Genomic DNA, 13650 nt, shown 5'->3' with positions numbered 1-13650 from the left:
CCATGCTTCTTAACGCAATTTTTTGACACGATCTGATTGACTTATAATATCTGTTACCCTAACCCCGAAGTTTTCTTCTATTACGACTACTTCACCTTGGGCAATTTTCTTATTATTTACTAAAATATCAACTGGCTCTCCCGCTAATTTATCAAGTTCAATAATTGAACCAGATGATAGCTCTAAAACATCTTTTACATTTTGTTTTGTGCGCCCTAACTCAACAGTGACTTTTAAAGGAATATCTAATAACATATCAAGATTGTTTGATTCAACTGTGGTCATAGGTGTCCTTTCAAAGTTAGAAAATTCGGCTGGTTGAATATTAGGTGTTGCCATTCTTGATGATTTACTTACACCTGTTCCTATATATTGTGGGGCTGAGCCATGGTTTACTTCATGACCTACTTCTCTTTCTAACAATGAAGTAGCTGCAACTTCATCCATAGCATGTTGAACTGGTATCTCTTCCTTTGAATTCATAGCTAGTTCCTTATGAGAGCCTTCCACTGCCATCTGATTACTATCTTCTGAGAAAAGTAAATCTTCCGCTAAATCTTTTCCAAAAGTTTTCGGTAAAAGTTGCATAATATTGGAATCGATTAAATCCCCTACTTTTAATCTAAATGATACTTTTATTAAGCTATCAACTTCGGGAATTCTTTCTGTTCCTTCACCTTCCTTAATATCAAGTATATCAATACTCGGTGGAGAAATATCGACTTTTTTGTTAAATACTGTCGACATGGATGTAGCTGCTGAACCCATCATTTGATTCATAGCTTCTTGTACAGCACTTATTTGGATCTCTCCAAGCTTACCTTCAGGAGGGTTCTTTCCATCTCCTCCGAGCATAATATCAGCAATAATCGCCGCATCACTTTGTCTAATTACTAATAAATTCGAGCCAGAAAATCCTTCTGTATAATTAACTTGTACCGCTACATATGGGTGAGGAAATTCATCTTTTAATCTACTTTTTAATACAACGGATACTAAAGGTGTTGTAATTTCCACCTTTTGATTTAATAAGGTGGAGAGTACAGTCGCTGAACTACCAAAGGAAATATTTCCTATTTCACCTAACGCGTCTTTTTCAAAATCAGACAAAAACTCCTCTGCTGCATGACCTTGGTTCTGGCTGTCACTGCTCTCATCATCAGTCCCACCTAGCAGTGCATCTATTTCGTCTTGTGATAGCATATCATCATTTAACATATTCATTTCCCCCTCTCACATGATCTATCAACTGGACTGCTTGTGTTTTACCAACTTTTCCAGGTTGTCCAGTGAATTTTGGCAAATCATTCACTTTTATAGTTAAAGGTTGATCTATCTTTTGATTTAATTGAATGACATCACCAACATCAAGATGCAAGAAGTCTTCTATTGGAATTTCTGAAGTACCAAGCTCAGCGGTAATAGGAACCTCAGTCAATTTAATCCGCTCTTTTAGTGCTTCAATCTCTTGAGGCTCTCGTTCTTTCTCACCTTTTTGCATCCAGTAATGAACAGATAATTTCCGGATGATCGGTTCTAAGACGACGTGTGGAATACAAATATTTATCATTCCAGTCGTATCGCCAATTTGGGTATTCATCGAAATGACCACTACTGTTTCATTTGGTGAAACCATTTGTAAAAATTGAGGATTCACTTCAAAATTAACTAATGCAGGCTCCATTTCAACAATATTACTCCATGCTTCCTTTAAATTATCTACAGATTTTTCAAAAAGGTTAGACATGATCGTTGTCTCAATTTCGGTTAATCGATCTACCTTATTAAAATTATGTCCACTTCCACCTAACACGCGATCTAACATCGAGTATGCGATATTCGGGTTCACTTCCATCAAGATTCTACCTTCTAAAGGAGGTACCTCAAACACGTTCAACACAGTCATCTTAGGTATTGAACGGATAAACTCCTCATATGGGACTTGATCTGCAGACGCGACTGTAATTTGAATATATGTACGTAACTGTGCTGAAAAATAATTTGTAAATAATCTTGCTAGATTTTCGTGAATTCGGGTTAAACTACGAATTTGATCTTTGGAGAAGCGTAAAGCTCTTTTAAAATCATAAACTTTTACTTTCTTTTCGGATTCTTCCTTTTTTAACTCCTCCGCATTCATCTCGCCTGTTGATATTGCAGACAATAAAGCATCAATTTCACTTTGGGATAACACTTCACTTGACAAATTTGTTCACCTCCATCTTCGATCTGACTCCACCAATTGATAAAGAGTTATTGAAGAAGAAAGGAGGTAATGTAAACTCTATTTACATTTCCATCTTGCATTAACTCATTGATTTTGTTCATTAATTTCTCCTCAAGATATATTTTGCCTTCTTTACCACTGAATTGCTCCGCTTTCATTTCAGAAATCTCTTGGATTATAATATTACGCACTTGAAAATCGCGTTTCTGCAGTTCTTTTTTCGAACCTTTACTATCAGTTTCTATTTTAAAGGAGACACGGATAAAGCCTTCATCAAGTAGATTGGTGGTAATGTCATCCATATCCATAGAGTTATCTATTATTTCATCAATAGTAGGAGCTGCTTCTACATCTTTATCTCCTATATCAAGCAAAACGATTAGCAATATTAAACCTACGATCGTAAAGGTTGCAAGCATTATTATCATAAGTGTATATAATCTATTTTTATTCACTTTCCTCACCTTCCGTCTCTCGATGAGTCCCAATTATATTTATCTTTGTATAATACTGTTCAATTTGTTGTACAACATCATCTACGTCTTCTTTAACAACAAATTTTTTCCCATTTGTTAAAGTAATCGTCGTATCAGGAAATGCTTCAACCTGCTCAATGTAAATCGCATTTAACATATATGTTTTTCCATTTAGCCTGGTGAGTGCAATCATATTTTCAAATATGGGCAAATAGAATTCACCTTCAAGATTAACAGCAAGCTATGCATTAACTAGATATGCAGAATTCTATTTGCCCTTTCCCCTTTTTTAAATTTAACGTTTTAGGTTAACAAGTTCTTGTAAAATTTCATCAGATGTTGTAATAATTCGAGTGTTCGCTTGGAATCCACGCTGAGCAACGATCATTTCTGTAAATTCCTCAGAAAGATCAACATTGGACATTTCTAGCGTACCAGGTTCGATAGTTCCCGTACCGTTCACTCCAGGCACGTCTATAGCAGCGGCACCTGAATTAATTGTTTCAGTAAATAAGTTATTACCTACCTTTTGAAGCCCACCATTATTAGAGAATTTCGCTATTTGGATGGTTCCAGCTGTGTTTAACCCGGTTGAATCTGTGTAGGAAACAGTTCCATCCTGACCAATACTAAATTCAGAAGCATCATCAGGGATATTTAGGTTAGAATTTGTACCTGTTCCTGTAGCTACTAAATATAGCCCATCACCATTAACAATATCTCCATTTACATCTAAATAAAAATTACCGGCGCGCGTAAAATAGTTATTTGTACCATCTGTTACGACAAAATAACCATCCCCAGATATCGACAAATCCAAAGTTCGATTTGTTGTTTGTAGACTTCCTTGCGTATGAATCGTATCAATGGATGCCAATTGCGCACCTAAGCCTACTTGTTTAGGGTTTGTTCCTCCTCGTCCACCTGATGGTGCTGAAGCACCAGCTACTTGCTGGCTGACGAGGTCTTTAAACATGGCACGACCTTTTTTAAAGCCGAAAGTGTTAACATTTGCGATATTATTACCGATTACATCTAGCTTCGTTTGGAAGTTTTTCATTCCTGAAATTCCTGAATACATCGAACGTAGCATATATACGATCTCCTTTCTATGCGGTTACATCTGTCATTCCGTAACCTTGGCCTCCATATGGTCCAGCCAATCAATCAATAATGATTGTTCCGTTTATATTCGAAAATATTTGCGTTGTTGCTTCTTTTCTATCCATCGCTGTAACTACTGTGTTATTTTTTGCACTGACAATTAATGCAGCATTATTTAATAATACGAGTGAATCTTGGATACCCATTTGTTTCGCTTCGGCAACTTTTTCACTTATCTTGTTCCATTGCCGATTATCAATCGTAATATTGCGCTCCATTATTCGCTGGCTCGCATGTTTACTAATTTTGAGTTCATTAGTAGATGCTAGTGCAAGACCGAATTGTGTTTTAAAATCAGCTGAAGCTGGTTGCTTAGTTGTTGAAACATGGTTATTTTTAGGACTAATTTGATGCTGTTGATAAGCATGAATGATACGTTGTGTCAATTATTCACCTCCGATTATTAAGAGGGACAAATTTTCACGTTTATGCAGAAATTTTGAGAATTTGTGAAGCAGAAATAGTAGTTCCATCTGCATCATCAAGCTGGTATGTCGTTTGTCCATTGTTAAACAAAACAGAAAGAACTGTCGCTGACATTTCAGTCCCATCATCTCTTTGCCACATAACTGACTTCCCTATTAATTCACTACCTTGTAATATGTGATTGTCTGTAGTAGTATGGTTAATTCCAGAAATATTACCTAATTCCAAAGTTGAACCATCTTCTAGCTCAAAATAAACTTCACCGTTAATATATTGAATTGAACTAATAACTCCTGTCCCTTCAACAATCGTTGAACCATCCTCATCTATCACTTCTTTATGATACGTTACATCTTTACCGACAAATTGATTGTAACTAACAAGATTGGATTGTATGCTCTGTTGTAGCATAAGTTCCATCGATTCTGACATAGCCATCATTTGCTCTAATGAAGAAAACGTTGCCATTTGGGCAATAAAATCCTTATCCTGCATTGGATTAAGTGGGTCTTGATTTTGCAATTGTGTCATTAAAATTTTTAGAAAATCGTCTTTTCCTAATATATCAGACCCTGTATTTCTCTCTTCATTTTGATATGAGGATAAATAATAATCTGCTGGAATTGTAGTAGCCATATTCATCACCTTTACCTATACTTGTAGATTAAGTAAAACTTCTTCAAAAGATAATGGTTCATCATTTGCTTGATTATCATTTTGGTCATCTTGCTCGCTTTGATTTTGTCTCTGTTGGTCATTTTGATCACGGTTAAGGAATCTCATAAATTGTTGTTCTAGTTGATCAGAAATGACTAGTTTATCTACTTGAATATTTTGAGCCTGAAACGATTGCTTTAAGTTAAATAATTGAGACTCTATTAATTCTTTAGCAGCAGTTGAAGACGTAATAATTCTAGCTAGCATACCAGCTTCGGTCTGTTGTAATTCAATTCTTAATGAACCGAGATGCTCTGGGAATAGTTTAATTTGTAATGTTTTATTCCCATTTAAAAATGATAGATTACCTTTTGCTAATATGTTCTGAAAATCTTTAATAAATTGCTCTTGATTAGCACCTTTATCTGGTTGCCCGACAAATAAGACAAATTGTTGAATTTTATCCATTTGCCCTTGTGGAATGTCAACATTCACTACAGGTTGTGTTATAGCTTCTATCGGTTGCTTCAAGGTCATTCCAGATAATAATAGATTATTGTTTTGTGAAGCAGGGACGGTCGAATTACCCTTCGTGAGCTCAATATTTAATCGATTATCTGCACCGATAAAAAATTGCTGACGGCCATTTGTTTTCACGTCATGATTACTCGTTTTGTTTTGTTCCTTCACCATTTCAGAAGATGCATTTACTAGTGAATTTAATAGTTGCTTCAAGGTCGATAAACTATCATTGTTACGACCTGACGCGCCCTGTAGTTGATTTGTTAAATTCTTCAAATTCTCTACAACTTTCATGAGTAATTGTTGGGATACTGTACCATCATTTTTCAGCGAATTAGCAACACGTTCTATAGCTGTAAGAATATCCTCCGATAATTTACCTTGTCCTTGAAGAGTTAGTAATAAATCTTGGCGGATGGTTAAATTATTGGCCATATTATCAATTAATAATAGAAGTTCTTCATTAGATAATTCGCTTACATCTGCTGCTAATAACTGATCAAGTTGTTCATTAATATAATCAATGTCCTGCTCTTTCATTTCCTGGGCAACATGAGCTTTTTCATTATGTTGAACTACACTATTATTATTTCCGTTAACGTTAACACCTTTGTCTTGATCCTCTTTTGTTACGTTAGTACTATTGCCTTGATCTTTACTTGACATCGCTCCTGATAGTTTTTCTTTAAAACCAGAGTCGTTTGGTGTTGTATCCAGAAAATTGTCTTTAGCCTTCTTTTGACTAACAGAAACTGGCTGTAATAGTTGTACACTCATCGTTTTCACCTCCTCTCATGTAATGACTGAATTTTTACTCACCATTAAATTCTTCTGCTAGTAGCTGTGTAAACTCCGCTGCAGATTTAGGCTCCATTTTTTCTAAGACTGCTGCTCTTTTTTCCATTTCCATTGACGCCAATATGTCTATCACATAGCCATCATCCATCTTTTGCATAATTGCGGCAGCGTTTTTTGCTGTCATATTCTCATATGGACTGACGATTAAATCATCTTTTTTCTCATCATTCTTTTTCACATTTAAATTGTTTAATTCTGCTTTTAACTCATTTATCTGATCTTCTTGTTTTGCGATTGTAGCTATATGATCATCTACCTCAGCCTGATGGTTTTCAATTTTCGCTTCCAAATCAGCTATAGTGGCTTTTTGTTCTATAATTGTATCTTGGTTCTCATTCATATCAGGATCCGTTGTACCCGTTGTGCTTACAACATTAGCAATGAATGGTATTTGTGCAGCGTATTGCTTTGTATCTTCAAAGACATTACCGCCCTTCAAACTGATGATGATGAGCACAATGCTAAAAGCTAATGCGAACGGGATAACTATTATGAATAGAAACCTTCGGAACTTACTGAGTTCTTTTTTCTTTTTCACTCTGTATTCACCCTCGTTCTTAAAAATTGCTGCACCGAAATTTCATTCATTAATTTATTTTCGTTACATTTATTAGTCATAACGAAGTTTTCATAGTCAATTTCTTTCATTCTTTCATATTTTTTCATTTCAATATTAGCCTCAAGGAGCAACTTTTCTTTTGCTTGCATTTGGGCACGTGCTTCAGCAACTAACTGTTGCAAATTGTTAATATCTTGATCGATTTTTAACATGAAGCGTTGATATTTTTGGATATCCTCAATGGACGATCCTCTCGTTATTTTTTCAGATTGCCCAGCCTGACGTTCTTCCTTTTGCTTTAACAATTCATATAATTTCTTACCTACTATTTCAAAATTCTCAATTGATTTATTATACTCAACAAGAACAGCCTCTTTCTCATGTTCCTTAAGCGATAATATTTGATGAAATTTATAAGAATATGTCATTGTATTTTTATTCACCTGTCTCTATTAAACGAAGTAATGACGATACACTATCCTTGCTATTAATCTTATCATTTGTATTCTGCTTCAAGTAATCAACAAGTTTCGGATAAAAACGAATGGCTTCATCTATATTCTTTGATGAACCCCTTTTATATGCTCCAATATTAATTAAATCTTCGGAATTCATATATGTTGATAGAAGTTCTCTAAATTTTTCTGCAGCTACTATTTGTTCGTTTGGTGCTATCTGGTTCATCACACGACTTACGCTTTTTAATAAGTTAATAGCAGGAAATTGTCCTTTATTCGCAAGATTACGATCTAACACGAAGTGGCCATCCAAGATTCCTCTGACCGCATCCGCAATTGGCTCGTTCATATCATCTCCGTCAACTAATACAGAATAAAAGGATGTAATAGAACCGAGTTGATTTGTACCAGTTCTCTCTAATAACTTTGGAAGTATTGCAAATACGGACGGGGTATACCCCTTAGTCGTTGGTGGCTCACCAGTAGCTAAGCCAACTTCTCTTTGTGCCATCGCGACTCTAGTAACTGAATCCATCATTAACATAACATTTAGCCCTTGATCTCGAAAATATTCGGCAATCGTTGTAGCTGTATAAGCGCCTTTTATTCTCATTAAGGCAGGCTGATCGGAAGTTGCTACAATAACGATTGATCGCTTTAGACCCTCTTCTCCAAGATCTCTTTCGATGAATTCACGAACCTCTCTTCCACGTTCACCAATCAACGCGATGATGTTTAAATCTGCGCTAGTATATCGGGCAGTCATGCCCATCAATGTACTTTTCCCAACACCTGATCCAGCGAAAATGCCAACACGTTGCCCTTTCCCAACTGTTAACAGGCCATCTATCATGCGAACACCGACTTCTATTTCTTCGTCAATAGGCGGTCTCTCCATTGGGTTTGGAGGAGCCTTTTCCGTCTTAACCGTCGCTAATCCTTTTGGTAGCTCCCCACCATTTAAAGGATGTCCTAACGAATTTAGCACCTTCCCTATTAATGCTGAACCTACTTTTATTTGTAGTGGATTTTTCGTTGTTTCTACAACACTGCCTGACGATATACTACTAACACCCATATAAGGCATTAGTATTACAAATTCATCCCGAAACCCAACAACCTCTGCCATGATTTTATTGTTCTTGTTTGAATCAACGTATATGTAACATACGTCCCCTATTGAGCTTTCGGGACCTTTAGACTCGATCATTAAACCTACAACTCTTGTTACTTTCCCATATCGTTTATATGTGTCTATTGAATGGATGTCATTCATTAAGCTAGCTAATTTCAACTACTATCATTCCTCTACTAAAAGTTCAATTAGTTTAGCCTTTATTTCTTCTAACTGGCTATCTACACTTGCATCAATTTTGCCAAATGATGATTCTATAATACAGCCAGTTTCTTTTCTATCCTCGTCTGGGTAGATATATAATTCAGTCATATGGTTTAAAAGATCGAGCAACTCATTTTTGCGACTTATAACAAGGTCATATTGTGATGGGTGAACATATATTTTAATATCAGTATGTTCCTTTACTTCTTTTAAGGCTCGCTTAACAATATGTACGAATTGCCCTTCGTCTCCGTCTAGAGTTTCTCCCAGGATCCGTTCAGCTACTTTTATGCCGATAAGCAGCATTTTTTCCTCAGCTGAATCCAAGATTTCATGGTAATCTTTTTTTGTTAAACTGACTATGTGTTTTGCTTCACTCAATTTTTCACTATACTCGGTGTAGCCAGCTTCTTCACCAGACTGAAAACCTGCCTTATAGCCAGTCTCTTTCGCCTCAGCTTCTAGCTGTTGTTTTTCTTTTAGCCATGCTTGTTTTGTTTGTTCAATTTCTTCATTTACTTGCTTAAGTTGTTTATTGGCATTCTCCAGCAATTCTTTCGCTTCTTGTTTCGCATCAGTTATCAGGTGTTGAGCTAGCTGTTTTTCCGAATCATTGCTAACATTGTCGGCTCCTCCTTCATTTGAAAAAGTTTGGAGTCCTATCACCTTTTTGTCTCTAGAAGTGACTGAAGTAAATGGTGCTTTTATGACGTTAGACAATAATATCATCTCCTCCACCACGAGCCACAATGATTTCTCCTGTTTCTTCTAGTCTACGAATAACTTCAACAATTTTGGTTTGGGCTTCCTCAACATCACGTAAGCGAACAGGTCCCATATATTCCATATCTTCCTTAAAGGATTCAACCATACGTTTAGACATATTTCTAAATACAACGTCTTTGACCTCTTCACTAGATACTTTAAGAGCAAGAATGAGATCATCATTTTGAACCTCTCTGATTACTCTCTGTATTGCACGGTTATCAAGAGTAACAATATCTTCAAAGACAAACATTCTCTTTTTAATTTCTTCTGCTAGCTCTGGGTCCTGTATTTCTAATGCATCAAGTATCGTTCTCTCAGTGCTTCTATCAACACCATTCAATACATCAACTACAGACTCAATCCCACCGGTTTGATTATAGTCTTGTGTAACGGTTGCCGAAAGCTTCCTTTCCAATACTTGTTCAACTTCATTTATAATCTCAGGAGATGTACCTTCCATTAATGCAATTCTTCTTGCCACCTCTGTTTGTAACTCTTGTGGTAATTCTGACAATATTAGTCCTGCTTGTGCAGGATCTAAGTAGGATAAGACTAACGCAATTGTTTGCGGATGCTCTTCCTGAATATAATTCAATATTTGACTAGGATCGGCTTTCCTGACAAAATCAAAAGGTCTAACTTGTAAGGAGGATGTTAAGCGATTAATAATAATCGCTGCTTGCTCACTCCCTAATGCTTTCTCAAGGATTGTCTTTGCATAGCCAATTCCCCCTTGTGCTATATAATCTTGCGCAAGGGCGATGTTATGAAATTCCTCCATAATTTTCTCTTTGGCTTTAGAATCGACCTTTTTCACATTAGAAATCTCTAATGTTAGCCTCTCAATTTCTTCTTCTGATAAATGCTTGTAAATAGATGCTGATACATCTGGACCAAGAGAGATTAAAAGAATGGCAGCCTTTTGTTTTCCTGTTAGTATTGTTTTTCCTTCTTTATTAGCCATCTTTTTTCCTCCTAATCTTCAGCTAACCAAGATCTTAATAGCTTTGCAAAATCATCTGGTTTGTCTTTTGCCATCTTTTCTAACTGTTTTCTTCTCACATTCGTTTCAGTTTCTTTCTCATCATTAACATCTGGAAGGAAAATCTTTGATTGGTCCGTCATATCAATTTCCTCTGTAGCTCGTGATCTGTTATATAGTAATAAAGCGACAAGTAAGATAATGATTGCTAATAATATCGCTCCAACGATGTAAATCCAAGGCGGAATTAACGGTTTAGATGGCGCACTAAATACAGGTTTACCATTAAATTGAGCAATGTGAACGACTACTTTATCTTTCGCATCATCAACTGTCAATTTGTCACCGTCATCTAATACGATTGAAGTACGTACGATTGAGCTTAGTATATCTTGAATGTCATCTTTTGGCACAGCAGTAGTATCACCACTAGCTACTGGGGGCTCAACCATTACTTGAATACCAAGATCTCTTACCTTATACGGACTTTCAACTATTTCTTTAGTTATTCGGTCTACTTCACTGTTAATTGTTTCTTCAATACGTTCATATTCACCGGCATTCTCATTATTAGCTGAACTTTGTAAGGTAGTAAGGTCATTATCACCAGCCGGTATCCCCCCAGCTTGAGCACCTTCTCCAGAATACGTTTCTCTAATGGTTTTTGCACTGATTGCAATTCCTTCATTATCATCTGTCGTAGCTTCAACCCTGTTTTCTATCCGATTTTCTTTAGTAAAGTCTAGGTCAGCTGTCACAGAAACAACTACTTTATCTTGCCCCATCATCATGCCTAGCATTTGCTGAACTTGCCGTTGAATATCACGCTCAACTTCCCGTTTAATCTCCAATTGATTAGCGATAATTGCACCATCAGAAAAATTATTTTCTTTATTTAGGTCAAAATACTCAAAATTTTGGTTCATTATGACGATATTATCAGTAGGAAGGTTTGGTACACTTTTTGAAACTAAGTGATAAAGCGCTCTCACGTTTTCCTGATCGAACTTATATCCTAGTTTTGTTTGTAGTACAATAGATGCAGATGCTTCCTCTCCAACCTCATTCACAAATAATGTTGGTTGTGGAAGATTAATCATCACTTTGGCGTCATCTACACCATCGATGCCTTCAATTAACCTTGCCAATTCATTTTGAGTAGCATCTAGCTTCAACATATTAAATTCGTTTTCAGTTGTTCCTAAACCTGAATTATTACCGAAATCACCATAGTCAAAGCTGCCACTTTCAGGGATTCCCTCTGCTGCTAATTCAACCATTAGCGTATCGACAATCTCTGTAGGTACCAATATTGATGTTCCATTGTCAGCAACTGTTGATTCTATCCCTCTAGAGTCTAATGTTGCTTTAATCTGCCCAGTCTCTTGTGGTGACAAGTTTACATACAGCGGTTGAAGACTTGTGTTATTAGCTAAAAATAATATAATTACAATTACTATTCCAAAAAGAGCAATGGCTCCGATCATACCACCCTTTTGGGTTTTTGATCTTGCATTCCAAAATTGTGATAATTTCTCTTTATATTTATTCATTGTCTCGTTCATCATTTTCCTCCGGTTATTCTAGCGAATTCTCGGTTGAGTAAATAACCGTTATTGTTTTACATCATCAGTCTTCTATCCATTTAACGGTTAAGAATATTATGTATTTGTATTTTACACTTGCATTCGCATAATTTCCTGATATGCTTCTACTGCTTTATTTCGTATTTCGAGAGACGTTTGTAAAGTTATGCTCGCTTTTTCAGCTGTAATCATTACTGTATGCAAATCAACATTTTCACCGTTTACAAGGCTTTCAATTGCATTATTTGAAGCAATTTGAGCATCATTTACCCGATTAATAGCACTTTTCAACATAGTAGAGAAGTTTTGTTGTGCTTGAGCAGGTGTGATGGTTGTCTTCATGTTTTGTTCAGGTGTGACAGCAGTACTTACAATTGGGGTTGCACTAATCATTATTATTCACCTACTTTCCTATTTCTAATGCCTTCATTAGCATCCCTTTAGAAGCATTCATAACAGTAACATTTGCTTCATAAGATCTAGTTGCGCTCATTAAATCGACCATTTCCTTCAACGGGTCAACATTTGGTAGCTCAACATAGCCTTCAGTATTTGCATCTGGATGTTCAGGGTCATAAACCAATCGAAACGGCGTCTCGTCTTCAATAATCTTTGTAGCTTTTACACCACTGCTAATATCTTCATTATTCATCGCCTTATTTAAAAATGATGAGAATTGACCACCATTTTCTTCTATATAAACCATTTTTCTTTTATAGGGTTGCCATTCACCATCTACTAATTTCCCGCGTGTCGTATCTACATTTGCCATATTCGATGAAATGACATCCATCCTAAGCCGTTGTACAGTCAGTGCTGAAGCAGTTGTATTCATACTTTGAAAAATAGACATGTATTACCTACCCCCTTTTATAACCGATTTTAATGATGCAAACTTTCCGTTAATTAAATCTGATAAAGCATAAAAATAGATTTGATTTTCAGCTAACAGGGTCATTTCTTTGTCTATATCTACGTTATTCTCATTGTGGTTAAAGATTAAATCACCCCGGCTTGAAACTGACATTGGATGTTGTCCAGAAGACGAGGAGATATTAAAGTGTCTAGCATTTGTTGCGTTGCCTTGAAACTCCTCCATCGCATTTTCTAGATTCAGTTTAAAACTAACAGATTTAGCTTTATAATACGGAGTGTCAACGTTAGCAATATTAGTTGAAATTGCTTTTTCTTTTAAAGATGAATAATTCAACCCCGACTCTAAAGCATTAACCGTATTAGAAAATAGCTTCATTTTAACCCCTCTATTCTGTGTTGAATAATGTAGTAACGCACATAGTTTATTGGTTAATCTGGAAAATCCTATTTAAAATTTGTAGGATAAATTACCAAATAAATAACATGATTTCATTATAACAGCTTTGTATTGCATGTCTATACGGAATGTCTAAAAAAACGACAAATTACCCCCATAAAAATGGCGATAAAAGTCGAATATACTATTTTTTGTCGTTTTAAAACTGGGTAAATTTACCCTTTATTCCACCTAATTTCATTATAAGTATAAAATTTCTTGAAAATGTCATACATACTCTACGTTATGTTTATGAAGTGCGGATACATATTCAGGAGGTTTTATTATAAATAGCTAGTGTATCATTTGATCTTTG

17 protein-coding genes are annotated in these 13650 nt (G+C 35.8%); all 17 read right to left on the bottom strand.

The window, feature by feature from the left end; translation table 11 throughout:
* Positions 1–9: 9 nt before the first annotated feature.
* The 17 genes from fliY to flgB all read right to left on the bottom strand — a co-directional run bounded on the left by fliY (position 10) and on the right by flgB (position 13274).
* Complete coding sequence (gene fliY / locus JM172_RS12545; RefSeq protein WP_214482691.1) at positions 10–1218, bottom strand: flagellar motor switch phosphatase FliY; 1209 nt, start codon at positions 1216–1218, stop codon at positions 10–12.
* Positions 1208–2206 carry a flagellar motor switch protein FliM gene (fliM, locus tag JM172_RS12540; RefSeq protein ID WP_214482690.1) on the bottom strand — a complete coding sequence of 333 codons (999 nt, stop codon included), beginning with the start codon at positions 2204–2206 and terminating at the stop codon, positions 1208–1210. The genes fliY and fliM overlap by 11 nt, the downstream gene beginning before the upstream one ends.
* Before the next feature lie 47 nt (positions 2207–2253).
* Positions 2254–2682 carry a flagellar basal body-associated protein FliL gene (gene fliL, locus JM172_RS12535; protein WP_214482689.1) on the bottom strand — a complete coding sequence of 143 codons (429 nt, stop codon included), beginning with the start codon at positions 2680–2682 and terminating at the stop codon, positions 2254–2256.
* Positions 2675–2896 (bottom strand): flagellar FlbD family protein, encoded by a 222-nt coding sequence (locus tag JM172_RS12530; RefSeq protein ID WP_214482783.1) that lies wholly within the window; start codon positions 2894–2896, stop codon positions 2675–2677. Before JM172_RS12530 ends, fliL begins: the two co-directional genes overlap by 8 nt.
* Before the next feature lie 102 nt (positions 2897–2998).
* Positions 2999–3796 (bottom strand): flagellar basal body rod protein FlgG, encoded by a 798-nt coding sequence (gene flgG, locus JM172_RS12525; RefSeq protein WP_214482688.1) that lies wholly within the window; start codon positions 3794–3796, stop codon positions 2999–3001.
* Between the two features lie 70 nt (positions 3797–3866).
* Positions 3867–4253: a TIGR02530 family flagellar biosynthesis protein gene (locus tag JM172_RS12520; RefSeq protein ID WP_214482687.1), complete on the bottom strand. Its 387-nt coding sequence runs from the start codon at positions 4251–4253 to the stop codon at positions 3867–3869.
* A gap of 40 nt (positions 4254–4293) precedes the next feature.
* On the bottom strand, positions 4294–4929 hold the full coding sequence (gene flgD / locus JM172_RS12515; RefSeq protein WP_214482686.1) for a flagellar hook assembly protein FlgD: 636 nt from the start codon (positions 4927–4929) through the stop codon (positions 4294–4296).
* Between the two features lie 15 nt (positions 4930–4944).
* On the bottom strand, positions 4945–6249 hold the full coding sequence (locus JM172_RS12510; RefSeq protein ID WP_214482685.1) for a flagellar hook-length control protein FliK: 1305 nt from the start codon (positions 6247–6249) through the stop codon (positions 4945–4947).
* Positions 6250–6283: 34 nt separating this feature from the next.
* The gene (locus JM172_RS25445; protein WP_214482684.1) at positions 6284–6868 is read right to left on the bottom strand and encodes a MotE family protein; all 585 of its coding nucleotides are present in this window, start codon (positions 6866–6868) and stop codon (positions 6284–6286) included.
* The gene (fliJ, locus tag JM172_RS12500) at positions 6865–7317 is read right to left on the bottom strand and encodes a flagellar export protein FliJ (RefSeq protein ID WP_214482683.1); all 453 of its coding nucleotides are present in this window, start codon (positions 7315–7317) and stop codon (positions 6865–6867) included. Before fliJ ends, JM172_RS25445 begins: the two co-directional genes overlap by 4 nt.
* Positions 7318–7324: 7 nt before the next feature.
* Complete coding sequence (fliI, locus tag JM172_RS12495; protein WP_214482682.1) at positions 7325–8641, bottom strand: flagellar protein export ATPase FliI; 1317 nt, start codon at positions 8639–8641, stop codon at positions 7325–7327.
* 6 nt (positions 8642–8647) lie between these two features.
* Positions 8648–9406: a flagellar assembly protein FliH gene (gene fliH, locus JM172_RS12490; RefSeq protein WP_214482681.1), complete on the bottom strand. Its 759-nt coding sequence runs from the start codon at positions 9404–9406 to the stop codon at positions 8648–8650.
* Entirely contained in the window at positions 9399–10418 is a 1020-nt protein-coding gene (gene fliG / locus JM172_RS12485) for a flagellar motor switch protein FliG (RefSeq protein ID WP_214482680.1), read from the bottom strand. The genes fliH and fliG overlap by 8 nt, the downstream gene beginning before the upstream one ends.
* Positions 10419–10429: 11 nt before the next feature.
* Positions 10430–12001: a flagellar basal-body MS-ring/collar protein FliF gene (gene fliF, locus JM172_RS12480; protein ID WP_214482679.1), complete on the bottom strand. Its 1572-nt coding sequence runs from the start codon at positions 11999–12001 to the stop codon at positions 10430–10432.
* 111 nt (positions 12002–12112) lie between these two features.
* Entirely contained in the window at positions 12113–12415 is a 303-nt protein-coding gene (gene fliE, locus JM172_RS12475; RefSeq protein WP_214482678.1) for a flagellar hook-basal body complex protein FliE, read from the bottom strand.
* A gap of 10 nt (positions 12416–12425) precedes the next feature.
* Positions 12426–12875: a flagellar basal body rod protein FlgC gene (gene flgC / locus JM172_RS12470; RefSeq protein ID WP_214482677.1), complete on the bottom strand. Its 450-nt coding sequence runs from the start codon at positions 12873–12875 to the stop codon at positions 12426–12428.
* Between the two features lie 3 nt (positions 12876–12878).
* Complete coding sequence (gene flgB / locus JM172_RS12465; protein ID WP_214482676.1) at positions 12879–13274, bottom strand: flagellar basal body rod protein FlgB; 396 nt, start codon at positions 13272–13274, stop codon at positions 12879–12881.
* Positions 13275–13650: the final 376 nt, after the last annotated feature.

Origin of the sequence: Bacillus sp. SM2101, from assembly GCF_018588585.1 — a bacterium.
Lineage (GTDB): Bacteria > Bacillota > Bacilli > Bacillales > SM2101 > Nanhaiella > Nanhaiella sioensis.
The sequence above is the reverse complement of the archived record's forward strand: the minus strand, read 5'-3'. Positions and strand labels throughout refer to the sequence as shown.